Annotated in this window: 24 protein-coding genes; 15 read left to right on the top strand and 9 right to left on the bottom strand. The window is 60.1% G+C overall.

What is annotated here, in order from left to right; all coding sequences use genetic code 11:
• Nucleotides 1-76 precede the first annotated feature (76 nt).
• The gene (locus ACR0IV_RS11740; RefSeq protein WP_480659282.1) at nucleotides 77-376 is read left to right on the top strand and encodes a hypothetical protein; all 300 of its coding nucleotides are present in this window, start codon (nucleotides 77-79) and stop codon (nucleotides 374-376) included.
• Here ACR0IV_RS11740 and ACR0IV_RS11735 read toward each other — a convergent pair.
• A complete protein-coding gene (locus tag ACR0IV_RS11735; protein WP_480659281.1) occupies nucleotides 373-1,128 on the bottom strand; it encodes a sulfite exporter TauE/SafE family protein in 756 nt (251 codons plus the stop codon). The two genes, ACR0IV_RS11740 and ACR0IV_RS11735, sit on opposite strands and share 4 nt — an antisense overlap.
• A gap of 161 nt (nucleotides 1,129-1,289) precedes the next feature.
• Here ACR0IV_RS11735 and mdh point away from each other — a divergent pair, with 161 nt between their 5' ends.
• From mdh to lpdA, 9 genes are all read left to right on the top strand, one after another.
• The gene (gene mdh / locus ACR0IV_RS11730; protein ID WP_480659280.1) at nucleotides 1,290-2,252 is read left to right on the top strand and encodes a malate dehydrogenase; all 963 of its coding nucleotides are present in this window, start codon (nucleotides 1,290-1,292) and stop codon (nucleotides 2,250-2,252) included.
• A gap of 309 nt (nucleotides 2,253-2,561) precedes the next feature.
• Nucleotides 2,562-3,755: an ADP-forming succinate--CoA ligase subunit beta gene (gene sucC, locus ACR0IV_RS11725; protein ID WP_480659279.1), complete on the top strand. Its 1,194-nt coding sequence runs from the start codon at nucleotides 2,562-2,564 to the stop codon at nucleotides 3,753-3,755.
• 83 nt (nucleotides 3,756-3,838) lie between these two features.
• A complete protein-coding gene (sucD, locus tag ACR0IV_RS11720) occupies nucleotides 3,839-4,720 on the top strand; it encodes a succinate--CoA ligase subunit alpha (RefSeq protein WP_170350627.1) in 882 nt (293 codons plus the stop codon).
• A 453-nt stretch (nucleotides 4,721-5,173) separates the two neighbouring features.
• The gene (locus ACR0IV_RS11715) at nucleotides 5,174-5,713 is read left to right on the top strand and encodes a DUF805 domain-containing protein (protein WP_480659419.1); all 540 of its coding nucleotides are present in this window, start codon (nucleotides 5,174-5,176) and stop codon (nucleotides 5,711-5,713) included.
• Complete coding sequence (locus tag ACR0IV_RS11710) at nucleotides 5,710-8,667, top strand: 2-oxoglutarate dehydrogenase E1 component (RefSeq protein ID WP_480659277.1); 2,958 nt, start codon at nucleotides 5,710-5,712, stop codon at nucleotides 8,665-8,667. The genes ACR0IV_RS11715 and ACR0IV_RS11710 overlap by 4 nt, the downstream gene beginning before the upstream one ends.
• A gap of 3 nt (nucleotides 8,668-8,670) precedes the next feature.
• Complete coding sequence (gene odhB / locus ACR0IV_RS11705) at nucleotides 8,671-10,188, top strand: 2-oxoglutarate dehydrogenase complex dihydrolipoyllysine-residue succinyltransferase (RefSeq protein ID WP_480659276.1); 1,518 nt, start codon at nucleotides 8,671-8,673, stop codon at nucleotides 10,186-10,188.
• Nucleotides 10,189-10,190: 2 nt separating this feature from the next.
• Nucleotides 10,191-10,460 (top strand): hypothetical protein, encoded by a 270-nt coding sequence (locus ACR0IV_RS11700; RefSeq protein ID WP_480470912.1) that lies wholly within the window; start codon nucleotides 10,191-10,193, stop codon nucleotides 10,458-10,460.
• Nucleotides 10,461-10,591: 131 nt separating this feature from the next.
• Nucleotides 10,592-10,984, top strand: coding sequence for an MAPEG family protein (locus ACR0IV_RS11695; RefSeq protein ID WP_480659275.1), 393 nt, complete (start codon nucleotides 10,592-10,594; stop codon nucleotides 10,982-10,984).
• A 49-nt stretch (nucleotides 10,985-11,033) separates the two neighbouring features.
• Nucleotides 11,034-12,422 (top strand): dihydrolipoyl dehydrogenase, encoded by a 1,389-nt coding sequence (gene lpdA / locus ACR0IV_RS11690; protein ID WP_480659274.1) that lies wholly within the window; start codon nucleotides 11,034-11,036, stop codon nucleotides 12,420-12,422.
• A 149-nt stretch (nucleotides 12,423-12,571) separates the two neighbouring features.
• Here the strand turns inward: lpdA and ACR0IV_RS11685 are convergent, their stop codons facing one another.
• The 4 genes from ACR0IV_RS11685 to ACR0IV_RS11670 are packed head-to-tail and all read right to left on the bottom strand — an operon-like array spanning nucleotide 12,572 to nucleotide 15,477.
• Nucleotides 12,572-13,177 carry a pyridoxamine 5'-phosphate oxidase family protein gene (locus tag ACR0IV_RS11685; protein WP_480659273.1) on the bottom strand — a complete coding sequence of 202 codons (606 nt, stop codon included), beginning with the start codon at nucleotides 13,175-13,177 and terminating at the stop codon, nucleotides 12,572-12,574.
• Entirely contained in the window at nucleotides 13,164-13,904 is a 741-nt protein-coding gene (locus tag ACR0IV_RS11680; protein WP_480659271.1) for a lysophospholipid acyltransferase family protein, read from the bottom strand. Before ACR0IV_RS11680 ends, ACR0IV_RS11685 begins: the two co-directional genes overlap by 14 nt.
• Complete coding sequence (locus tag ACR0IV_RS11675) at nucleotides 13,904-14,803, bottom strand: cell division protein FtsX (protein WP_480659269.1); 900 nt, start codon at nucleotides 14,801-14,803, stop codon at nucleotides 13,904-13,906. Before ACR0IV_RS11675 ends, ACR0IV_RS11680 begins: the two co-directional genes overlap by 1 nt.
• The gene (locus tag ACR0IV_RS11670; protein ID WP_480471921.1) at nucleotides 14,800-15,477 is read right to left on the bottom strand and encodes a cell division ATP-binding protein FtsE; all 678 of its coding nucleotides are present in this window, start codon (nucleotides 15,475-15,477) and stop codon (nucleotides 14,800-14,802) included. Before ACR0IV_RS11670 ends, ACR0IV_RS11675 begins: the two co-directional genes overlap by 4 nt.
• A gap of 182 nt (nucleotides 15,478-15,659) precedes the next feature.
• Between ACR0IV_RS11670 and ACR0IV_RS11665 the strand changes: the two genes are divergently transcribed.
• On the top strand, nucleotides 15,660-16,364 hold the full coding sequence (locus ACR0IV_RS11665) for a zinc-ribbon domain-containing protein (protein ID WP_480485020.1): 705 nt from the start codon (nucleotides 15,660-15,662) through the stop codon (nucleotides 16,362-16,364).
• A 5-nt stretch (nucleotides 16,365-16,369) separates the two neighbouring features.
• On the opposite strand, the gene ACR0IV_RS11660 is transcribed toward ACR0IV_RS11665, so the two are convergent.
• From ACR0IV_RS11660 to argH, 4 genes are all read right to left on the bottom strand, one after another.
• A complete protein-coding gene (locus ACR0IV_RS11660; RefSeq protein WP_480659268.1) occupies nucleotides 16,370-18,907 on the bottom strand; it encodes a TIGR02302 family protein in 2,538 nt (845 codons plus the stop codon).
• A 35-nt stretch (nucleotides 18,908-18,942) separates the two neighbouring features.
• On the bottom strand, nucleotides 18,943-20,208 hold the full coding sequence (gene lysA / locus ACR0IV_RS11655; protein WP_480659267.1) for a diaminopimelate decarboxylase: 1,266 nt from the start codon (nucleotides 20,206-20,208) through the stop codon (nucleotides 18,943-18,945).
• Nucleotides 20,209-20,503: 295 nt separating this feature from the next.
• On the bottom strand, nucleotides 20,504-20,686 hold the full coding sequence (locus ACR0IV_RS11650) for an argininosuccinate lyase (RefSeq protein WP_170395762.1): 183 nt from the start codon (nucleotides 20,684-20,686) through the stop codon (nucleotides 20,504-20,506).
• A complete protein-coding gene (argH, locus tag ACR0IV_RS11645) occupies nucleotides 20,686-22,074 on the bottom strand; it encodes an argininosuccinate lyase (protein WP_480659265.1) in 1,389 nt (462 codons plus the stop codon). The genes ACR0IV_RS11650 and argH overlap by 1 nt, the downstream gene beginning before the upstream one ends.
• Before the next feature lie 21 nt (nucleotides 22,075-22,095).
• Between argH and ACR0IV_RS11640 the strand changes: the two genes are divergently transcribed.
• The 4 genes from ACR0IV_RS11640 (at nucleotide 22,096) to ACR0IV_RS11625 (ending at nucleotide 24,497) form a co-directional block, all read left to right on the top strand.
• The gene (locus tag ACR0IV_RS11640) at nucleotides 22,096-22,662 is read left to right on the top strand and encodes a TlpA disulfide reductase family protein (RefSeq protein WP_480659264.1); all 567 of its coding nucleotides are present in this window, start codon (nucleotides 22,096-22,098) and stop codon (nucleotides 22,660-22,662) included.
• A 90-nt stretch (nucleotides 22,663-22,752) separates the two neighbouring features.
• Complete coding sequence (locus ACR0IV_RS11635; RefSeq protein WP_480470923.1) at nucleotides 22,753-23,082, top strand: hypothetical protein; 330 nt, start codon at nucleotides 22,753-22,755, stop codon at nucleotides 23,080-23,082.
• Nucleotides 23,083-23,142: 60 nt separating this feature from the next.
• Nucleotides 23,143-23,529, top strand: coding sequence for a hypothetical protein (locus tag ACR0IV_RS11630; RefSeq protein ID WP_480659263.1), 387 nt, complete (start codon nucleotides 23,143-23,145; stop codon nucleotides 23,527-23,529).
• Nucleotides 23,526-24,497: a sterol desaturase family protein gene (locus ACR0IV_RS11625; protein ID WP_480659261.1), complete on the top strand. Its 972-nt coding sequence runs from the start codon at nucleotides 23,526-23,528 to the stop codon at nucleotides 24,495-24,497. Before ACR0IV_RS11630 ends, ACR0IV_RS11625 begins: the two co-directional genes overlap by 4 nt.
• Nucleotides 24,498-24,515: the final 18 nt, after the last annotated feature.

The following is a 24,515-nucleotide window of genomic DNA, read 5'->3' as shown; positions in this document are numbered from 1 at the left end:
AACGTGCGTTGCCTTAACGCGATCTCTTTCTGGCTGCAGCACGCTGTTATCCGAAAGGAACCGAAAGGGGTGACCGATGAAGACAATATTGCTGAAAATGACGATAGGTCTGGGCATCATGGTGCTGGCAGCGCAGCAGGTCAGCGCGCAGAACTGCGCTCCGCGCGAAGATGTGATCAAACGATTGGCGAAAACCTACGGTGAAACCCGCCGGGGTATCGGCATCGCGCGTCAGGGTGCGGTGATGGAGATGTTTGCCTCGGACCAGACCGGCAGCTGGACGATTGTTGTGACCTTGCCCGAAGGTGTGACCTGCCTGATCGCCTCGGGCCAGTCCTTTGAGGCGCTGGCCGAGAGTTTGCCGCCCAATACTTAAACCAGCGCATCCCAGATCAGTTTGCTGCCGGTCAGGCTGAGCAGAACATAAGAGATGCGAAAGAACACGCGTTCGGACAGCTTGAAATGTGCCCGGACGCCCAGCCAGGCCCCAAGGATCGCGAATGGGGTCAGCAACAGATCGGCCAACGCCGTGTGCCAGGTGAAGAGGCCCAGATAAGCGAAGGGCACGAATTTCACCGCGTTGATCACCCAGAAGACCAGCACGGTCGAGGCCTGAAACTCGGTTTTCGTCAGACGTTGGGACAGCAGATAAACGGCGGCGGGCGGGCCGCCTGCGTGGCTGACGAAGCTGGTGAACCCGGCGACCAGCCCGGCAAACAGGCCCGCCGAAGGTGGCAGCCGGTTGGCGAAGCCGCGCACCCAGCCCCTGGTCTGGGCAACGTGCCAGATCACGAACCCCACCGATATCCCGCCGATCAACAGGCGCAACATATCGTCGTCGGTGGCACGATAGAGCCACGCGCCCAGCGCGACACCCGGCACGGCACCAAGGATCAGCAGGCGTGAATCCGACCAGCTCCAGCGTTTCCAATAGGGCCCCAGCGTGGCCAAATCGATCACCATCAGGATCGGAAGCATCAGCGCCAGTGCCTGCCCGGGCGTCAGGATCAGGGCCAGAATCGACGAGGACGCAAAGGCCACGCCCGAGCCGAACCCGCCTTTCGATATGCCCGCAAAGATCACCGCAGGGATCGCCACGGCAAAAAACATCAAGTTCATCTCGAACATGGGGCGTCCCGGAAATAGGCATGATTCACAGGCGGTTTAGCGCAATCGGCGGGGTGTGTGCAAACGGTATGCGGTGGCATGCCGCGCCGCAGAAGGCTTGCGTGACGCCGCTTTTGCGACTAGCACAACCGCGATTTCAAAACCGACCGGAGATATTCCAAATGGCCAGACCCAAGATCGCGCTGATCGGCGCAGGTCAGATCGGCGGCACGCTCGCCCACCTCGCAGCAATGAAAGAACTGGGTGACGTCGTGCTGTTCGACATCGCCGAAGGCACCCCGGAAGGCAAGGCGCTGGATATCGCCGAATCCGGCCCTTCGGAGGGCTTTGACGCCAAGCTGAAAGGCACCCAGTCCTATGAGGACATCGCAGGCGCCGACGTCTGCATCGTCACCGCCGGTGTCCCGCGCAAACCGGGCATGAGCCGCGATGACCTGCTGGGCATCAATCTGAAGGTCATGAAATCGGTCGGTGAAGGCATCGCCGCCAACGCGCCCGACGCGTTCGTCATCTGCATCACCAACCCGCTGGACGCGATGGTCTGGGCCCTGCGCGAATTCTCGGGCCTGCCGCACAACAAAGTCTGCGGCATGGCGGGTGTTCTGGACTCAGGCCGTTTCGCACACTTCCTCTCGGAAGAGTTCAACGTTTCGATGCGCGATGTGACAGCGTTCGTTCTGGGCGGTCATGGCGACACCATGGTTCCGTCGATTCGTTACTCGACCGTTGCCGGTATCCCGCTGCCCGATCTGGTTGAGATGGGCTGGACCACGCAAGAAAAACTGGACGCCATCGTTCAGCGTACCCGTGACGGCGGTGCCGAGATCGTAGGTCTGCTGAAAACCGGCTCGGCGTTCTATGCACCCGCCACATCGGCGATCGAAATGGCCGAAGCCTATCTGAAAGACCAGAAACGCGTGCTGCCCTGCGCCGCCTATTGCGATGGCGAGCTGGGCGTCGAGGGCATGTATGTCGGCGTACCCACAGTGATCGGTGCTGGTGGTGTCGAGCGTGTGGTCAATATCAAGCTGAACGAAGAAGAGCAGGCCGGTTTCGACAACTCGGTCAACGCCGTGAAGGGCCTGATCGAGGCATGTAAGGGCATCGACAGCTCGCTGGCCTAAGTTACAAACTTAGAACCAATGAACCGGCCCCCTTCACGGGCCGGTTTTCTTTTGCGCGATACCTCACGAGTTTAAAGATGTTCGCGCAAACGTCGCAAAACTCATCTATGAATGTGTTTTGCAAGCATGTTGCAGGATCATCGAATCAAATCCCATAGCTCACAAATTTTGTGATCACACCCCAAAAACCTGTGATCACAAATACCGAAAATCTTCGACAATTTCCCGTGACACGTCAAAAAACTCTTTAAATTTGACCCTTAGACACCCCTATAACAGGGCAATCGTAGTCAGACGGGACATATTTCGATGAACATTCACGAATATCAGGCCAAAGCGCTTCTTCGCAGCTATGGCGCTCCGGTCTCCGATGGTCGCGCCGTGTTGCGCGCCGAGGAAGCCAAAACCGCAGCCGGTGAACTGGACGGACCGCTTTGGGTCGTCAAGGCACAGATCCATGCGGGTGGACGCGGCAAGGGCTCTTTCAAAGAGGCCGACGCTGGTGAAAAAGGCGGTGTCCGTCTGACCAAATCGGTGGAAGAAGCCGCCGAGGAAGCCAAGAAGATGCTGGGCCGCACGCTGGTCACGCATCAGACAGGCCCCGCAGGCAAGCAGGTGAACCGCATCTACATCGAAGCCGGCTCCGGCATCGAGCGCGAACTGTATCTGGCCCTGCTGGTGGATCGCCAGACCAGCCGCATCTCATTCGTCTGCTCGACCGAAGGCGGCATGGATATCGAGGAAGTGGCCGCCGCCACGCCCGAGAAGATCCTTTCGTTCTCGGTTGACCCTGCCACCGGCTATCAGGCTTATCACGGCCGCCGCATCGCCTTCTCTCTGGGTCTGCAGGGCGCGCAGGTCAAGCAGTGTGTCAAACTGATGAACCAGCTCTATAACGCCTTCGTCGAGAAGGACATGGAGATGCTGGAAATCAACCCGCTGATCATCTCGGACAAGGGCGACCTCAAGGTGCTGGACGCCAAGGTCGGCTTTGACGGCAACGCGGTTTACCGCCACCCCGACATCGCCGAACTGCGCGACACGACCGAGGAAGACCCAAAGGAATTGGAAGCCAGCAAATACGACCTGAACTACATCGCGCTGGATGGTGAGATCGGCTGCATGGTCAACGGTGCCGGTCTGGCGATGGCCACAATGGACATCATCAAGCTCTACGGTGCCGAGCCTGCCAACTTCCTCGACGTTGGTGGCGGTGCGACCAAAGAGAAAGTGACCGAGGCGTTCAAGATCATCACTTCGGACCCGCAGGTCAAAGGCATTCTGGTCAACATCTTCGGCGGCATCATGCGCTGTGATGTCATCGCCGAGGGCGTTGTGGCGGCAGTGAAAGAGGTCGGCCTGCAGGTCCCGCTGGTCGTGCGTCTGGAAGGCACGAATGTCGAGAAAGGCAAAGAGATCATCAACACCTCTGGCCTGGACGTGATCGCAGCGGACAACCTGAAAGACGGTGCCGAGAAGATCGTGAAGGCCGTCAAAGGCTGAGTGTCATCCCGTAGGGTGGGCTTCAGCCCACCTTTCCGAAGATTTTGGCGGGCTGAAGCCCGCCCTACAAAGGAGAACGCCAGATGGCAGTCCTCATCGACGAAAATACCAAAGTGATCTGTCAGGGCTTTACCGGCTCGCAGGGCACATTCCACTCTGAACAGGCCATCGCCTATGGCACCAAGATGGTTGGCGGCGTGACCCCTGGCAAAGGCGGGATGACACATCTTGACCTGCCCGTATTCAACTCGGTCCACGAGGCCAAGCACGTGACCGAAGCGAACGCCTCGGTGATCTATGTTCCGCCGCCTTTCGCGGCTGACTCGATCCTCGAAGCGATTGATGCCGAGATGGAAGTGATCGTCTGCATCACCGAAGGCATTCCGGTTCTGGACATGATGAAGGTGAAGCGCGCGCTGGAAGGTTCAAGCTCGCGACTGATCGGCCCGAACTGCCCCGGTGTCATCACGCCCGACGCCTGCAAGATCGGTATCATGCCCGGCCACATCCACAAGCGCGGCTCGGTCGGCGTTGTGTCGCGTTCGGGCACCCTGACTTATGAGGCCGTCAAGCAGACCACCGATGTGGGTCTGGGCCAGTCCACCTGCGTGGGCATCGGCGGCGACCCGATCAAAGGCACCGAGCATATCGACGTGCTGGAATGGTTCCTGGCCGACGACGAAACCGAGTCGATCATCATGATCGGTGAGATCGGTGGCTCGGCCGAGGAAGAAGCCGCGCAGTTCCTGGCGGATGAGGCCAAGAAAGGCCGCAAGAAGCCGACCGCTGGCTTCATCGCAGGCCGCACAGCCCCTCCGGGCCGCCGCATGGGCCACGCGGGCGCCATCGTCGCCGGCGGCAAAGGCGGTGCCGAGGACAAGATCGAAGCCATGCGCTCGGCCGGTATCGTTGTGGCCGAAAGCCCGGCGCAGCTGGGTGAGGCCGTACTGGAAGCGATTGGGTGATGGCAGATCGACTCTCCACAGGCGCTGAGGGTAGCGCCCGACCCTGGGTGGGTGCTGCAAGCGCCCTCCCGGGGGGAGGGTCGGGCGCTGCCCAACGGTGCCGCCGGGCGGGAGTCATTCTAGCGGTCGCCTGCTTGGGCGGCGCGGTCAGCGGCGAAACTTCAAACGAACCGCCGTTGGACCGATTCATCGTACGCGCCATTCCTGGCATAACAGGCGGTTCGACAGAAACGCTGGGCGATGACCGAATCTCATTCACTTATTTGAGCATTCGTGTCGACGATAAGGAATTGCAGCAAGCAGCCGATTTCTGGTGCACGCAGTTTGAAGGTTCCCCGAGACTTGTTTCGGATACGGCAGTCGGCAACTCACTTCTGCTATTTGAGCGTCGCCAGTCAATATTCGACTGCGCTATCGGAAACTAGAGGATAAGGCATGAGTCAAATGAAACCCATGACCTTCTCCGACGCCATCCGCACCTGTTTTGCCAAGTTCTTCACCTTCTCGGGGCGTGCCTCGCGGCCCGAATACTGGTTCTTTTTCCTGTTCATCGTGATCTGGAACATCATCGCCGGGATTATCGACTGGCAGTTCTTCACTCAGGTTGCAGTGACCGAAACCGAAACTTCCAAATCAGTCACGGCCACCTCGACAGGCCCGGTGCAAAGCATCGTCAGTCTGATCGTCTTTTTCCCACATTTGGCCGTCGCGTGGCGGCGGATGCATGATACCGGGCGCAATGGGCTTTATGCCTTGTTACCGATCCTGTTGATCCTCGGAGCAATGGCAGTTCTGGTCTTTGGCATTGGCCTTGCCAGCCAGTTCCACGGCGGCACGCTTGATATTCTGTTCACCCGCGCCACTTTGCTGATCGTCATTCCGACACTTATCGTTCTCATAGTGTCGCCCCTCCTGGTTCTATGGTGGCTGACCCGCCCTAGTGAACCCAGCACCAACCAATACGGTCCCAACCCATATGAGGTAGCCCAATGACCGAACACTCGCCCAACGACCAGTTTCACGCCTCGAGCTTCATGCAGGGGCATAATGCCGAATATCTGGAGCAGCTGTATGCCCAGTACACCAAGAACCCGGGCGCTGTGGATGCTGCCTGGGTCGAGTTCTTCAAGGCCATGGGCGATGATGCGCCGGATGTGCAGCGCGAGGCTGAAGGGCCTTCTTGGGCACGGTCAGACTGGCCGCCGATGCCGGCGGATGATCTGACCGGGGCGCTGACCGGAGAGTGGGCCGAGATCGATGCCAAGGCGGCTGGAAAGAAGATCAAGGAGAAGGCGGCAGACAAGGGCGTTGAGGTCAGCGACGACCAGATCAAGCGCGCGGTGCTGGACAGCCTGCGGGCGCTGATGCTGATCCGGGCCTATCGCATCCGGGGTCACCTGGCCGCCAATCTTGATCCGCTGGGCATGCGCGCTGCCAGCACGCATCCCGAACTTGACCCCAAGACCTATGGCTTTACCGATGCCGACATGGATCGGCCGATCTTTATCGACAACGTGCTGGGACTGCAGATGGCCAGCATGCGGCAGATCGTCGAGATCGTGAAGCGGACCTATTGCGGCACCTTCGCGCTGCAATACATGCATATCTCGAACCCGGAAGAGGCCGCTTGGCTGAAAGAGCGGATCGAGGGGTACGGCAAGGAAATCCAGTTCACCAAGGAAGGCCGCAAAGCCATCCTGAACAAGATGGTCGAGGCCGAAGGCTTCGAGAAATTCCTGCATGTCAAATACATGGGCACCAAGCGGTTTGGTCTGGATGGTGGCGAAAGCCTGATCCCGGCGATGGAGCAGATCATCAAACGCGGTGGCGCGCTGGGTGTGCGCGACATCGTTATCGGGATGCCGCACCGGGGTCGCCTGAACATCCTCGCCAACGTGATGCGCAAGCCATATCGCGCCATCTTCAACGAATTCCAGGGCGGCAGTTTCAAGCCCGAAGATGTGGATGGCTCGGGTGACGTGAAATACCACCTCGGCGCTTCTAGCGACCGCGAGTTTGACGGCAACAGCGTGCACCTGTCGCTGACGGCCAACCCCTCGCACCTTGAGGCGGTAAACCCGGTGGTTCTGGGCAAGGTCCGGGCCAAGCAGGATCAGTTGAAGGATGACGACCGCACCGCGGTAATGGGCATTCTGCTTCATGGTGATGCAGCCTTTGCCGGTCAAGGCGTGGTGGCCGAAGGGTTCGGCCTGTCCGGTTTGCGCGGCCACAAGACCGGTGGCACCATGCATATCGTGGTGAACAACCAGATCGGATTTACCACTGCGCCTCATTTCAGCCGCTCCAGCCCCTATCCCACGGATATCGCGCTGATGGTCGAAGCGCCGATCTTCCACGTGAATGGCGACGACCCCGAGGCGGTGGTGCATGCGGCCAAGGTGGCGACCGAGTTCCGTCAGAAGTTCCACAAGGACGTGGTGCTGGACATCTTCTGCTATCGCCGGTTTGGCCATAACGAGGGCGATGAGCCCATGTTCACCAACCCGATCATGTACAAGAAGATCAAGACGCATAAGACCACGCTGTCTCTGTACACCGAGCGTCTGGTCAAGGACGGCCTGATCCCCGAGGGCGAGATCGAGGATATGAAGGCGGCCTTCCAGGCGCATCTGAACGAAGAATTCGATGCCGGGAAAGACTACAAACCCAACAAGGCCGACTGGCTGGATGGGCGCTGGTCGCATCTGGACAAAAACAAAGAAGAGTATATGCGCGGCGAGACGGCGATCACGCCCGAAACGCTGAGCGAAATCGGCAACGCGTTGACTCATGCGCCGGACGACATTGCGGTTCACAAAACGGTTGCACGTCTGCTCGAACACAAAAAGCAGATGTTCGAAACGGGTCAAGGTTTTGACTGGGCCACGGGTGAAGCGCTGGCCTTTGGATCCTTGCTGACCGAGGGCTATCCGGTGCGCCTGTCCGGTCAGGACGCCACGCGCGGAACCTTCAGCCAGCGCCATTCGGGTTTTGTTCATCAGGAAACCGAAGAGCGGTATTACCCGCTGAACAACATCCGCAAAGGGCAGTCGCAGTATGAAGTGATCGACTCTATGCTGTCCGAATATGCGGTGTTGGGCTTTGAATATGGCTATTCGCTGGCCGAACCCAACGCGCTGGTTCTGTGGGAAGCGCAGTTTGGCGACTTTGCCAACGGTGCGCAGATCATGTTCGACCAATTCATCAGCTCTGGCGAAAGCAAATGGCTGCGAATGTCCGGTCTGGTCACCCTGCTGCCGCACGGGTTCGAGGGGCAAGGCCCCGAACACTCATCCGCGCGACTGGAGCGGTTCCTGCAGATGTGCGGTCAGGACAACTGGATCGTAGCGAACTGCACCACGCCTGCGAACTATTTCCACATCCTGCGCCGTCAGTTGCATCGGACTTTCCGCAAGCCGCTGATCCTAGTGACACCGAAATCGCTGCTGCGCCACAAGCTGGCGGTCAGCAGCACCGAAGATTTCACCACGGGCTCCAGCTTCCACCGGGTGCTTTGGGATGATGCGCAGAAAGGGAACTCCGACACCAAGCTGGTGGCGGATGACAAGATCAAGCGGGTCGTCATGTGTTCGGGCAAGGTCTATTTCGATCTGCTGGAGGAACGCGACGCGCGTGGTATCGATGACGTCTACCTGATGCGGATCGAACAATATTATCCCTTCCCGGCGCATTCGCTGATCAATGAACTTGAGCGCTTCAAAGGCGCCGAGATGGTCTGGTGCCAGGAAGAGCCCAAGAACCAGGGGGCCTGGTCCTTTATCGAGCCCAATATCGAATGGGTCCTGACCCGCATCGGCGCAAAACACACACGTCCGGTTTATGCCGGTCGCGCCACATCGGCCTCGCCCGCGACGGGTCTGGCCAGCCAACACAAAGCCCAACAAGAAGCGCTGGTGAACGAAGCGCTGAGCATCAAAGGAAAGTAAGCGATGACGATTGAAGTTCGTGTACCTACGCTTGGCGAATCCGTAACCGAAGCCACGGTTGCGACATGGTTCAAGAAACCCGGTGACGCAGTAGCCGTGGATGAAATGCTGTGTGAGTTGGAGACCGACAAGGTCACCGTTGAAGTGCCCTCTCCTGCCGCTGGCGTGATGGGTGAGATCGTCGCAGCCGAAGGTGAAACCGTGGGCGTCGACGCCCTGCTGGCCACAATCGCAGCTGGTGAAGGTGCCGCTCCTGCTCCGGCCACTGCGGCTGCTGCGCCTGCGGCGGCGGCTCCGGCCGCATCCGGCGGCAGCGTGGACGTGATGGTGCCGACGCTGGGCGAGTCCGTGACCGAGGCGACCGTTTCGACATGGTTCAAACAGGTTGGCGACAGTGTGGCGCAAGACGAGATGCTGTGCGAGTTGGAGACCGACAAGGTCTCGGTCGAGGTTCCGGCCCCGGCAGCAGGCGTTCTGGCCGAGATTGTTGCGCCCGAGGGCAGCACAGTCGATGCCAGCGCCAAACTAGCGGTGATTTCGGGCGCGGGCGCGGGTGCTGCACCCGCTCCGGCTGCTGCGGCGGCGGCCCCGGCTGCGGCAGCAAGCACCGGCAAGGACGTGGCAAACGCCCCATCAGCCGAAAAGGCGATGGCCGAAGCCGGCCTCTCGGCGGATCAGGTCACCGGCACCGGCCGTGACGGTCGCATCATGAAAGAAGACGTGGCGAATGCGGTCGCAGCAGCTACGGCCCCAGCGCCTGCGGCGGCTGTGCCCGCCCCCGCTGCCCAAGCTCCACGTGCGCCTGTCGCCGCCGAAGATGCAAGCCGTGAGGAACGCGTGCGCATGACCCGTCTGCGCCAAACTATCGCCAAGCGTTTGAAGGATGCGCAGAACACTGCCGCCATCCTGACCACCTATAACGAGGTGGACATGACCGAGGTGATGGCCCTGCGGAACCAGTACAAGGACCAGTTCGAGAAGAAGCACGGCGTGCGACTGGGCTTTATGTCCTTCTTCACCAAGGCCTGCTGTCACGCGCTGAAAGAGGTTCCGGAAGTGAATGCCGAGATCGATGGCAATGACATCGTCTACAAGAACTTCGTGCATATGGGTGTCGCCGCCGGTACGCCTCAGGGTCTTGTGGTTCCGGTTATACGTGACGCAGACTCGATGTCTTTTGCAGCGATCGAGAAAGCCATTGCAGAGAAAGGCAAACGCGCCCGCGACGGGAAACTATCGATGGCCGAGATGCAGGGCGGCACCTTCACCATCTCAAACGGCGGTGTCTATGGCTCGCTGATGTCCTCACCCATCCTGAACCCGCCGCAATCGGGCATCCTGGGCATGCACAAGATCCAGGACCGTCCGATGGTCATCAACGGTGAGATCAAGATCCGTCCGATGATGTATTTGGCCCTGTCCTATGACCACCGGATCGTGGACGGCAAAGGCGCGGTGACCTTCCTTGTCCGCGTGAAAGAGGCGTTGGAAGACCCCCGCCGCCTGCTGATGGATCTGTAACCATGGCTACGCATGTACTCTGGCAGGCCGATGTGGCCGATTTCAACGCCTGGCTGAAGGTCTTCCGAGAAGACCGCAAGATGCGGGAGGCCTCGGGTATCCGCGACCTTCACGTCTGGAAAGACCCTGATCAGCGCGACCACGCCGTCGCGATGTTCGAAGTAGCGGATCTTGAAAGAGCGCGTAAGTTCTTCGACTCGGAAGAGCTTGCCATGCATCACGAGCGTGGCGGCGTGGCCCATATTCAGGTCAAGCTGCTGGAGCCGGTCTAGCCTGCTAACAAAGCTGGTGTGCAGGGTCGACCCTGCACACATAACAGCAATTGCGCGTGAAACCCGCCTGCTCCTGAGCCCGTGAGATATTAAACCCACGTCCGCACACCCGCTGAAAAGGATATGTGAACATGTCTTCGGAACTTTCGATTTTGGCGCTCTATGGCCTGCTGGTCGTGGTAATCATCCTGCTGAACGTCCTGACTGCCATGTCTCAGGTCGGGTTGATGACGCTGGGTGGTGCGCGGGATGATATGCCGCCGCTGACCGGCGTCGCTGCGCGGGTTGAACGTACACTGTACAACTCGGTCGTCGCGATGGCGCTGTTTGCACCTGCCGTTTTGATCCTGTCCGCCAAGGACGCATTCACATCCGGATCACTGTTGGCAGCTCAGATCTTCCTGATTGCGCGTATTGCTTTCGTTCCCATCTATGCCTTCGCCATCCCGATACCTTTCCTGCGCACCATCGTCTGGGTCGCGGGATTTGTTGCGACGGTTTATCTTTATCTGCTAGCCCTATAAGCAAAAAAGGCTGCGTCAGAACGCGGTCAAGACACCAAGGAGTGCCCGAATGTCCAGCTATGACGTCATCGTAATCGGAGCCGGCCCCGGCGGCTATGTCTGCGCTATCCGCTGCGCCCAACTGGGGCTGAAGACCGCCGTTGTCGAAGGGCGTGAAACGCTGGGTGGCACCTGCCTGAACGTGGGTTGCATCCCGTCGAAAGCGTTACTGCATGCCTCGCACCAGTTGCACGAGGCCGAGCATAATTTTGCCAAGATGGGCCTGAAGGGCAAAAGCCCCTCGGTCGATTGGAAGCAGATGCAAGCCTACAAGGATGAGGTGATCGAGGGCAACACCAAGGGCATCGAGTTCCTGTTCAAGAAGAACAAGATCGACTGGCTGAAGGGTTGGGGTTCGATCCCCGCCGCAGGCAAGGTCAAAGTCGGAGACGACGTGCATGAGGCCAAGAACATCATCATTGCATCGGGGTCCGAGCCTTCGGCGCTGCCCGGTGTCGAAGTGGACGAAAAGGTCGTCGTGACCTCGACCGGCGCACTGTCTCTGGGCAAGATCCCGAAAAAGATGGTGGTGATCGGTGCTGGCGTGATCGGGCTGGAGCTGGGCTCGGTCTACAGCCGACTGGGTGCCGAGGTGACGGTGATTGAATTCCTCAAGGAGATCACGCCGGGCATGGACCCCGAGGTTCAGAAAACCTTCCAGCGCATACTCAAGAAGCAAGGCCTGAATTTCGTCATGGGCGCAGCGGTGCAGAAGACCGAGGCAACCAAGACCAAGGCCAAAGTCACTTACAAACTGCTCAAGGATGACAGCGAGCATGTGATCGACGCCGACAGTGTTCTGGTCGCCACGGGGCGCAAGCCTTACTCAGATGGTCTGGGCCTGGACGCCCTGGGCGTTGAGATGACACCGCGCGGCCAGATCAAGGTGGGTGCCGACTGGCAGACCAACGTGCCGGGCATTTACGCCATCGGTGACGTTATCGAGGGGCCCATGCTGGCCCACAAGGCAGAAGACGAAGGCATGGCCGCCGCCGAACAGGTCGCGGGCAAGCACGGCCACGTGAATTACGGCGTCATTCCGGGTGTGATCTATACATGGCCCGAGGTCGCCAATGTAGGCGAGACCGAGGCGACGCTGAAGGAACAGGGTCGTGCCTACAAGGTTGGCAAGTTCATGTTCATGGGCAACGGTCGTGCCAAGGCGAACTTCGCGGCGGATGGGTTTGTGAAAATCCTGGCGGATAAAGAAACCGACCGCATTCTGGGCTGCCACATCATCGGCCCAGCAGCCGGAGACCTTATCCACGAGGTCTGCGTCGCCATGGAATTTGGTGCCTCAGCCGAGGATCTGGCGCTGACCTGCCACGCACATCCGACCTATTCGGAAGCGGTTCGCGAGGCGGCTTTGGCTTGCGGTGACGGCCCGATTCATTCCTGAACCTGCGCGCGTCTCATGCTAAGGGTGCGAGGCTCTGCCTCGCGCTCCGATGCATTTTTGGCCAGATGAAGACCAGATCCCCTGCTTCATCTGGCCAAAAATACCCCGGGGGAGTCGCGGCTTGCCGCGGCGGGGGCAGAGCCTCCTTTCTACCACATGGTTTTGGCGGCGCGTGAGCCCCATTCCTGATCATATTGTGCGCCGCCTTCTTCGCCAGCGGTCATTTCTGCGAGGATTTCCCCGACGCTTGGCAGGGTCTCTGCTTCACTACCACCCTTCCACGTCTGCGCGCGCATCAACGCCCGGGCGCATTGGGTGTAGATCTCGGCAATTTCAATAACGATAACCGTGGCGGGGCGTTTGCCGCTTTTCTCAAAGCGGTCGCGCAATGGTTCATCCGCTGTCAGACGCGCTGAGCCATTCACCCGAACCACTGTGTTCGAGCCGGGAACCATGAACAACAGCGCCACACGCGGGTCACGCACGATGTTTCTCAGACTGTCCAGCCGGTTGTTGCCACGCCAATCCGGCAAGGCCAATGTACCGGGATCGAGTTCCAGCACGACGGGGCTGTCATCGCCGCGCGGACTGCCATCAACGCCTTCAGGGCCAACTGTGCTGAGGATACAGAGCCGTGAGGTCATGATCCATTTGCGATAAAGCGGTGTCAGCTGGCGGGCAACCTTGCGCAAGGAAGGCGCCCCGGGCGTGCCATAGAGACCTTCAAGCGTGGCGATATCGTCAATGTACTGCATCTGGATCAAACCCTACTTCCCGCATCAACGCATTCGATCGTGTCTCGATGACATCTTCGAGCCTCTCAAGAAAAGCATCGCGGTTCACTCCGGGCTCGATTGGATCAAGGAAGTCGACAATTGCGGTACCGGGTTTACGCAGGATGCCTGTCCGCGGCCAGAATACACCTGCATTCGTGGCAACCGGTACGCAGGGAAAGCCCAACCCTTCGTAAAGAACCGCAGTGCCCACTTTGTAGGGTTTCTGCGCACCCGGTGCGACGCGCGTGCCTTGTGGATAGATGACCAACTGACCGGGTTCGCTGAACTCTTTCGCGACATCTTTCACCATTTTGGCCACCGCAGCCCCGCGCTTGCCGCGATTGACCGGGATACAGCCCAGACGACGCGCATACATGCCGATCACGGGCGTAAACAGCAGTTCGCGTTTCATGATGAACTTGCCGTGGGGGACCGCAGCGAAAATTATGATGATGTCCAGAAAGGACTGGTGCTTGGCACCCACGACCACCTCGGTATCCGGAACCGTCCCACGCACTTCGCAGCGAATGCCCACCATCCAGCGTGCCAGCCACATGGTGCTGCGGGCATAGGTTTTACACGCCTGCAAGGCACCGCGCTTGGTGAACAAGGCATAGGGTGCAAAGACAATCCCGAGGATCAGCATCCAGGCATAGATTGTGATCATGAAGATCAGTGAGCGAACCCATTGAAAGGCCATGAACATCACGAAAGCTCCTTTAACTTGCGCCGCGCTGCCGACCATGTGGCCAGGAAGGCGACCGCAGCCCCCAGAACCGGGATCAGCGCAGGCAACAGCCAGCCGGTACCCTGAAATCCCAGCCCAGTCAGAAATCCACCCGTATCAGACGCCTCGGGCAACAGTAAAACGCCCGTCATTCCCAGCAAAGTACCGACGACGGCCCCAAACAATGCGCGGAAGGTAAACCTTCGCACGAAGGCTCCGGCGATGAAACGATCACGCGCGCCAACCAGACGCAGAACCTCGATAATCTGCGCATTTGCGGCAAGCGAGGCGTTTGCGGCGAGGGTGATCATGGCGGCGGTAGCGCCGCCGATCAGCAGAATCGAGATCCAGCCCAGCCGCCGCAGCGACATGGCCGCATCCACCAAAGGTTCGCGCCAACGCGTGTGATCGTCCAGCACCGCGCCCGGCACCTCGGCACCTAGCCGCAAACGCAGGCCAGCGGCGTCCAGACCCGGCGGGCCTTCGATGATCTCGATCAGCTGCGGCACGGGTAGGGTGTCCAGCGGCAGATCGGGACCAAACCAGGGAGACAGCAGTGCCGCCTGTTCTTCACTTGTCAGCGCGCGGGCCGATGCGACACCGGGGGTTTGTTGCAACACGGTCAGCGCGGCCTCGGTTTGTGCCGCGCGTTGGTCAGCCGGTGCATTGATCCGCAGCGTGGCTGCCCCTGCCAGTTCCGAGGCCCAGCGATCCGCCAGACGGCCCGAGGCCAGCGACAAGGCCAGCGCAAACACCGCCAGAAACGCCATCGCACCCGACACGAACAGCGTCAGCTGCGCGGTAAACCCGGTAGGAGGCACCACCCGGTCAGCACGTGCGTCGCGGCGCAGCAGGTTGCGGATATCTCCCTTGCTCATAGATCTGCCCCCGCGAGCTGCAGCCGGCGTTGCGAGATCCGCAAGACTCGCGCCTGAACCTGGCTTTTGGCGGCGCGGATCAGGCTCAGATCGTGGGTGGCGATCAGCACGGTCTTGCCCATCCGGTTCAGCTCGACCAGCAGACGCAGCAGACGTTGCGACATCTCCCAGTCGACATTGCCGGTGGGCTCATCCGCCAGCACAACGTCGGGTGATAGAATGACGGCGCGAGCCAAGGCGGCGCGCTGACGCTCACCGCCAGACAGCTCAGGCGGCAGCGCCCCAAGGCGGTTGCCCAACCCGACCCAGCCCAGAAGTTCGTTCAGATCATCCTGTTCGCCGGCATCTCCGCGTCCCGATACCATCAACGGAAGCGCGACGTTTTCGGCAACGGTCATGTGATCCAGAAACCGGCAATCCTGATGCACGACACCGATCCGGCGCCGCAACAGAGCCATCTGATCGCGGTCCAGCCGTGCGATGTCCTCACCAAATGCGCTGAGCCGCCCCGAGGTTGGCAACAATGCGCCATAACAAAGCTTGAGCAATGTGGTCTTGCCCGCGCCCGACGGCCCGGTCAGGAAATGGAACGACCCCGGTTGCAATCGCAACGACACGTCGCTCAGCAATTCACCGCCGCCATAGCTGTAGCTGATATTCTCCAGCTCGATCACGCCTGCCCCCTTTGTTATGCTCACCTCTTGCCCGAGCGCAGCGGCGGTTTCAATGCCTCGGGCGGGTCCAATTGGCGACACTTGGCCCGCGATGACGAAAACGCGCTTTGCTGTTGGGTCTTAACGGAATATCATCCCTGAAAAAACTATTATCAGGCCCGCTTGTCCGGGCAGGAGGCAGAATGCGTTTAACGTGTCCGAATTGCAGTGCCCAATATGAGGTTCCCGACGAGGTGATCCCGGAAGGTGGTCGCGACGTTCAGTGTTCGAATTGCGAGCAGACCTGGTTCCAGACCAAGACACCAGAGGCCGGAGCGCCGAAAGCCCCCCCTGCGCCAGAGGTTGAAGAGGTTGCAGAAGAGGTGGAGGAGACCGCCGCGCCCGAGGCCGCCGATAGCGAGCCTGAGGCATCAGAGGACAACGGGAACGTGGACCCGGCGGTTGCCAACATCCTCAAGGAAGAAGCTGCGCGCGAGGCCGAACTGCGCGAACGCGAAGGCAGCAATCTGGAAAGCCAGCCCGATCTGGCGCTTGATCCGCCAGAGGAACCCAAGGTCAAACCCAAACGGCCTGCCGCGACCGAGACGGCCTCTGACTCAGGGCAGAAAGAGGCGTTGCCGGATGTCGAGGCGATCAATTCGGGCCTGCGCAGCGATTTGACATCTGATGCGACCGAAGCGGCCGCCCCGGTGCGCAAATCCGGTGGCTTCCTGCGCGGCTTTACCATCATTGTCGTCATCGGAATTATTCTTCTGATGATCTACGGCAACGCCAACCAGATCAGCGAAGCGATCCCGCAGGCCGATCCGGTTCTGAAATCCTATGTCTCTGTGATCGATCAGGCCCGTATCTGGCTTGAAACACAGACGGGCGGCGCTCAGAACTGAGGCACTCAGAACCGTTCTAGCAAACGCTTGAGGTATTCCAGTTCGATCTGGGGCCGATCCGTTTCGCCGGTGCGGCGGCGGATTTCGTCCAGGAGTTCCCGCGCGCGACGATAGACATCTTCGCCCTGTAGCAGGTTATCATCGGTCGAGATCGATCCCGCTGAACCCGGCGTACGACCCAGCGGGTCACGGTTGTTGGCCTCCATGTCACCAGCTTCGGTCCCTTGACCCGGCTGGTTCTGCTGGTTCTGCGCCATCGCCTCGCCCAATGAGCGCATGCCTTCCCGCAATGCTTCCATCGCCTCGGACTGGCGGTCTATGGCCTCGGCCAGATCATTGCCGCGCAGGGCATCCTCCGCCTCGTCCATGGCGCGGCCCGCACGGCCCAGCGCCTCGCGCGCGGCTTCGCCTTCGGGGGTGCCACCACCGGGCAAACCCTGTTCCTGACGTTGCAACTCATCGCGCAGCGCCTGTTGCCGGTCTGCCAGTGACGGCTGACCAGAGTCGCCATCGCCGGGCTCGTCCGAGCCCTGGCCCTGACCATCATGGCTCTGCCCCCGGCCCTGCCCTCCCGAGCGGCCTTCGTTGCCCTGACTTTCGCCTGCCTGAGCACCCGGGTTGAACTGTTCCTGCAGATCTCGGAACGCCTGATCGCTGAGGCCCTGTTGTTCACGCAGGGTTTCCGCCAATCCTTCCATGGCCTGCTGACCTTCGGACTGGCCACCTTGGCCCTGCCCTTGGGTGACACGCATGTTTTCCATCATTTGCTGGAACTCTTCCAACGCCTGCTGCGCCTCGGCCATGCGGCCCTGTTCCATCAGCTCCTGAATACGGTCCATCATCCGCTGCAGGTCATCCTGCGTCATCTGCAGAGTTTCACCGTTGGGGCCTTGCTGACCCTGCTGCGTCTCACCGTTTTCCTGCGCCAGCCGTTGCAGCTGCCGCATGTAGTCCTGCGTCGCCTCGCGCAATTCCTGCATCAGCTCGGCGATTTCCTCGTCGCTGGCACCATTCTGCATCGCCTCGGTCAGACGTTCCTGCGCGCGCCGCATCCGCTCCAGCGCATCGGCCAGCGTTCCATCCTCGATCAGAACCGCCAAATCCCACAGGGCCTGAGCAATCTCTTCCTGCTGCTTTGCATTCAATGCGCCGTGCCGGTCAAACGTCTCCAACCGGCGCAAGATCACACGCAGGCGCAGATAAGCAGTGTCCGAGCGGAACAGGTCTTCGGGCAAATGCGAAACCGCGCGCAGCAGCTGCGATACGCGCAGCGCATTTTCGCGCGACCAGAGCAGATCGCGCCGCTGTTCGATCACAGCCGCGGCCAGCGGGTCAAAGAAACGCCGTGCGGGCAGGTCTGTCAGATAGGGCTCTGCCACCGTCTCCTGATCTGATGCATCCGTGGCCATGAGGGTGATCTTTACCGGCAGATGCGCCCAGGGGTGCTGCGAGAAATCCTCGATCAGGTCTTCGGTGAAATCGGTTCGGTCACCGGTGATCGGCATCGGCAGCTCGACCGTGATCGTCTCACGCGGTTCCGGCTCGGTGGCCAGCCCGTATTGGCGGTCGACCGCCGTCAGATCCAGCTCGATCCGGGCCGTGCCCGAAACGATGCCGTAATCGTCCGCTGCCGCGAAGGGCAGTTTCATCTGACCACCGGCCTCGGCCTCTGCCGTACCCGCCGCAGCGATCTGAGGGGCGGTGTCAGGCAGGATGTTCAGCGCCCATTCGCGCCCCGCCGGACCGTCGATCCGCAGCTGACCGGACCGTTCGGCGACAAATTCCTGCTCCGGTTCTGTCGCAGCTTCGGTGCCAAGAGGTGTCGAAGTTTCTGTCAGGCTGTGCGCGCCAACTTCTCCGTAAAACCGCAATGTGATCCGACTGCCTTCGGGCACCGTCAGCGTTGGATCGGTCTGATCCGCCAGGTACAGCGTCGGCAATCCGGTATAACGCGGCGGCTCAACCCAACCTTCCCAGCTAGGCCCCTGCCCGGCCTGCGCCGTGCCCGGTGTCATGTCCGCCACCGATCCGATCCGCCAGAACGACCCGAACAGTGCTGCTACGACCAAAGCCAGCAAGGCGGCATAGCGCAAGGCATAGGGATCGCGAGAGGCCAGCCGCAAATCGGGTTTTACCGGATCGGCCTGCGCAGCACGCGCAGCCATGCGCGACTGATGGGCCTGCCACAGGGCCACCGAATCCGCATCCATCGCACCGATCGCCTGATCATCCATCAACGCCTGAATCGGTCGCCCCGGCAAGGTTTCATCCAGCCGAACCAGCGCTTCGGCACGGGTTGGCAAGTGGATGCGTCGAATGCCGAGAATCGCAGTCGCGACCAGCCCCAGCACGCCGACAGCAGCGCAAATCCAGACGGTTTCGATGCGCACAAGGTCCTGAAGCCCCAACATCAGGGCCGCCAGCAGAACCATCAGGATCGAGAAAAACGGCCAGAAGGCGCGCAAAACCTGCTCGGCCAGCATGCCCCCATGCGTCAGCCACAGGGACAATCTCGGAATCGGCAGGGTCTGGTTGTCGCGCAAGGCGGGCCTCCTGATCGGCCCGCGCGCCTATCGCGTCAGAGCCACTCTGGTATGGTATCGCGGTTTATGATTTCGTCAAAGCTTGGCCGTTCACGAATTACGGCAAATTGATCCCCGTTCACCAGAACCTCGGGGATCAGGGGACGCGTATTGTATTCGCTGGACATCACCGCGCCATAGGCCCCCGCACTACGGAAGGCGATCAGATCGCCCGATTTCAGCGGCGGCATGTTGCGCTGCTTGGCAAATGTATCGCCAGATTCACAGACCGGGCCAACGATATCATAGGGTCTTTGTTCGACCCCGACGGCGGGTTCTTCGACCGCCACGATGTCATGATGCGCCTCATACATCGCAGGGCGGATCAGATCATTCATCGCGCCGTCGAGGATAAGGAAATCGCGGTCTTCACCGGATTTGACATAGATGACCTTGGACACCATCAGGCCCGCATTGCCTGCGATCAGGCGGCCGGGCTCAATCTCGATCTCGCAGCCCAAATGACCCAATGTTTTCTTGATCATCGCGCCATATTCGACCGGGAGTGGAGGCGCGTCATTGGAACGCGTATAGGGAATGCCCAAACCGCCACCCAGATCAAGACGGCGGATATTGTGGCCCTCGGCGCGCAGACGCTCGGTCAGGTCAGCGACCTTGTTGTAGGCCAGCTCAAACGGTTCAAGCTCGGTCAGCTGAGAGCCGATATGGACGTCAATCCCGATCACTTCGAGCCCCGGCAGGCTTGCGGCCAGCGCATAAACCTCAGAAGCGCGCGAGATCGGGATGCCGAACTTGTTCTCGGATTTGCCGGTGGCAATCTTGGCGTGGGTCTTTGCGTCCACATCCGGGTTCACCCGCACGGTGATCGGCGCAACCTTGCCAAGTTCCAGCGCGACCGCGTTGATCACCTGCATCTCAGGTTCAGATTCGACGTTGAACTGGCGGATGCCGCCCGTCAGGGCCGTGCGAATCTCGTCCGCAGTCTTGCCGACGCCCGAGAAGACGACCTTATCTCCGGGCACGCCTGCGGCCTTGGCGCGCAGATATTCCCCACCCGAAACCACATCCATCCCCGCGCCCGCCTGCGCCAGCGTCTTCAGAATCGCCTGATTGCTGGCGGCCTTCATCGCGTAACAGACAAGGTGATCGGTACCCTCAAGCGCATCGTCGAACAGCTTGAAATGCCGCAACAGGGTCGCCGTTGAATAGACATAGAACGGGGTTCCGACCGCGGCTGCGATTTCGGAAACGGGGACGTCCTCGGCGAAAAGCGCGCCGTCGCGGTAGAGAAAATGATCCATGAAAGCGCGCTTAGACCAAAAGAGGCATGTGGATCAAATGATTCCGGTGGGGTTGTGGTCACCCGTCGCGGTTCAGAAGGTCTTTGACGCGCCAACCCGTGCGTATCCTGAAACCGAGATACCGGATCCGCTGGGTGTGGCCGATGGCTCCGTTCGGGGTGTACCTGACGGGTCGCAAGCTGCAAGCACGACGAGGCAGAGGATCAGGCCGACAGGTCTCATGCTATTTCTCTTGGTCATTCAGAACGTGCCTGATGCAAATGGGTGTACGATCCGTAGATTACAAATTCGGATTTCAGAGCCCGAGATAAACGCCCAGCCCACCGCGTCTAAGACCAACGCCAACACCGCCATAGGTGCCACTGCTGCCCACACCGACACTTGCGCTCATCGTTGGTTGGATGGGTTCGCCATCTGCACCGCAGCCAGCCAGAGCCGCTGCGACCGCAATCAAGAGCACCACGCGTCGTATCTGCATTACACCAGCGCCTTCCATCGCTCGATCTGGGCCCGCACCTGATCCGGTGCGGTGCCGCCATAAGACTGGCGCGAGTTTACCGAGTTTTCGACCGTAAGAACAGAATAGACGTCATCGGTGATGTCTGCACGGACGGATTGCATGTCTTCGAGTGTCAGGTCGGGCAAATCGCATCCTTTGCTCTCGGCCATCGCAACCAGCGAACCGGTGACATGGTGCGCATCTCGGAACGGCAGGCCCAGCACGCGGACCAACCAATCGGCCAGATCAGTTGCAGTTGAGAAACCCGACCCAGCAGCGGCGGCGAGGCTTTCGCGGTTGGCGGTCATGTCCTTGACCATGCCCTCCATGGCTGCCAGCGCGAGCATCCAGTTGTCGGCGGCGTCAAAGACCTGTTCCTTGTCTTCCTGCATGTCCTTGGAATAGGCCAGCGGCAGACCCTTCATCACCATCATCAGCGCGGTGTTGGCTCCGTATATGCGGCCCACCTTGGCGCGGATTAGTTCTGCGGCGTCCGGGTTTTTCTTTTGCGGCATAATCGATGAGCCGGTCGAGAACCTGTCCGAGAGTGTCACAAAGCGGAACTGGGCCGAGGACCAGATCACCAGCTCTTCAGCAAAGCGCGATAGGTGCACGGCGCAGATCGAGGCAGTGGACAAGAACTCCAACGCAAAATCACGGTCGCTGACGGCGTCCAGAGAGTTTGCGGCTGGGCGGTCGAAACCCAGCGCTTCAGCCGTCATCTGTCGGTCGATGGGGAACGAGGTCCCGGCCAGCGCGGCTGCGCCGAGAGGGGATTCGTTCATCCGGGCACGGGCATCGCGAACGCGGGACAAGTCGCGGCCGAACATCTCGACATAGGCCATCATGTGATGGCCCCATGTGACGGGCTGCGCGGTTTGCAGGTGCGTAAAGCCGGGCATGACCCAATCCGCCCCGGCCTCGGCCTGCGCCAAAAGCGCGCGGATCAGAGCCAGAAGGCCAGTTTCAGCCGCGTCAAACTGATCACGCACCCACAGTTTGAAATCGGTCGCGACCTGATCGTTGCGCGAGCGGCCCGTGTGCAGACGGCCTGCGGGTTCGCCGATCACTTCCTTCAGCCGCGCCTCGACATTCATGTGGATGTCTTCCAGCGCAGTCGAGAACTGAAATTCTCCGTTCTGGATTTCTGACAAAACGGTGAGCAGCCCTTCCCGAATGGCCTGCGCGTCATTATCAGTTATAACGCCTGTGGCAGCCAGCATGGCGGCATGGGCGCGCGAGCCTGCAATGTCCTGGGCTGCCATCCGCTGATCGAACCCGATCGAGGCGTTGATTGCCTCCATGATCGCGTCTGGACCGGCGGCAAAGCGGCCGCCCCACATCTGGTTCGAGGATTGATCGGTCATGTAAGAAAACCCGGAGTTGATATGCGCCTATTTCGTCTGATCCCCCTTTATATGGCCCTTGCGCTGGGTGCAAACGCGGCTTTGGCAGCAGATGCCGAGACCCTCGGCCCGTTGCGTGACGGAACTCTGAAACGGTTGATCCTGCATAAGGAGCCCAAAGAGGCCAAGACCATCGAATTCCAGTTGGAAGATGATGGCGGCGTTGGCACGCTTGAGGACTACCGCGGCAAATACGTGCTGATAAATTTCTGGGCCACGTGGTGCGCCCCCTGCCGCAAAGAGATGCCGCAGATTGCCGAGCTTCAGGAAGAGTTCGGTGGCGACAAGTTTGAGGTGCTCACCTTGGCCACCGGGCGCAACACGCCTGCCGGGATCAAGAAGTTCTTCGATGAGAACGGCATCGAGAACCTGCCACGCCATCAGGACCCAAATTCTGCTGCTGCGCGTGAATTTGGCGTTATTGCCCTGCCGATCACCGTGATCCTGAATCCCGAAGGTCAGGAAATCGCCCGCCTGATTGGCGATGCCGAGTGGAACTCGGACAGCGCCAAGGCGATTGTAGGGGCGCTGGTGGGTGCCGAAAGCTAACGCACACGCCTTTGCGATCAAATTGTGTTAGACTGGAACCGGCCCCGATGGGCCGGTTTTCGTTTGTAACCTGAGAGAAGGGAGACGGCGATGAAACCGGTGGTTTTATTGATTGGCCGTTTGCCAAATGTCATCGGCGACGTGGCGCGACAGCTGGATCACATGCCGATCCAATGGCTGGGTGCGCATGATCAGGATGAGGTAAAGCGGCAACTCGATGCCGAACCGCGCATCGTCTGTGCGATCATGGGCGCCGGCCTCGACGACAAGATTCGCGGTGAAATGGTGGGTATCATCGCCGCGCGCAGGCCTGATATCTGTATCCACCTCAAAGACCGGGCTTCCGGCCCTGAAGGGTTGGTGCCGTTTGTTGAGCGGGTCGTGCAGCACGAGCTTCCGGAAACGCTCGAGGCCGACTGACGCCACGCCACCTTTGACAGTACCTTTGCCGCTCTGCACTCTGCCGGGTGGGAGGACGCAATGCCGCTTGAAATATTGCTGGTTCTGGTGGTCGGAGGTATCGCCGGGATCACTCTGATGCTGCACCTGACAGGGCGATCGCGCGTGCGCGATCTGACGCCTGAAACAGCCGCGTCCGAATGGCTGCGCCATGCACCAGATGATTTCATCATTGATATCACCATCGCACATGACAAACGCACCGCACTGATCCGCACTGAAACCGGAAACGGGCTGTTGTGGTCCTTCGGTGCCGATACCGTGGCGCGGCACCTGCTGGACTTCGACTGGATCAACCATTCGGACGGGCTGGAGGTTCAGTTTCATGATTTCGGAACACCCAAGGTTCTCATTCATCTCGATGATTTTGAACGCCCCCATTGGCAGAATTTGATGGACCCCACATGACCGACCAAGTGAGCTTTCCCGACGCGGTGCAATGGGCCGTACCCTTTTTCATAGCCGCCATTCTGGCCGAGTTCCTGTGGATCGCCATCAAAGGCCGGGGCGGACGGTATGAGACGCGCGATGCCGTGACCTCGTTAATCATGGGCGCAGGGAATATCGCCTCGGGTTTTCTGTTGGGTTTTATCGCCTATGCATTCTTCATGTGGCTGTGGCATATCACGCCGCTGAATCTGGGCACCTCGATCCCGGTGATCATTCTTTGTTTTGTGCTGGATGATCTGCGTTACTATTGGGTGCATCGCTTTGGCCACCGCATCCGCTGGGTCTGGGCCAGCCATGTGAACCACCACAGCTCGCAGCATTACAACCTGACGACGGCGCTGCGGCAGACCTGGACCTATACGTTCACCTTCATGATGGTGGTGCGTGCGCCGCTGATCCTGCTGGGGTTCCATCCGGCCATGGTGCTGTTCGTGGGCGGGTTGAATCTGATCTATCAGTTCTGGATTCACACCGAAGCCATCGGCAAGATGCCCCGCTGGTTTGAGGCGGTGATGAACACGCCAAGCCACCATCGCGCCCATCACGGGCGCAACGCACGCTATCTGGATTGCAACTATGCTGGTGTCTTCATCATCTGGGACAAGCTGTTCGGAACGTTTGTACCCGAGCAGGAAGATGACCGTGTCGATTATGGGTTGGTCCACAATATCGGCACGTTCAACCCGCTGCGTGTGGCCTTTCACGAATGGGTCAGCATCTGGCGCGACGCCACACAGCCCGGACTGACCCCGCGCCAGCGTCTGGCCTATTGCTTTGCACCGCCGGGCTACAGCCACGATGGCAGCCGGGACAATTCCGGACAGATCAAAGCCAAACATCTGCTCCGCCACCCGGAAGATCGCGGGACGCCCGGATTTGAGCATCTGGACCCGCCAGTGCCCAAAGGACAGGCAGAACAAGCCTGAGCATAAGCGGATTTGCGC

It is taken from the genome of Ruegeria sp. C2, from assembly GCF_056537765.1.
Note: the sequence above shows the minus strand (reverse complement) of the source record. Positions and strands in the feature narration are given on the sequence as shown.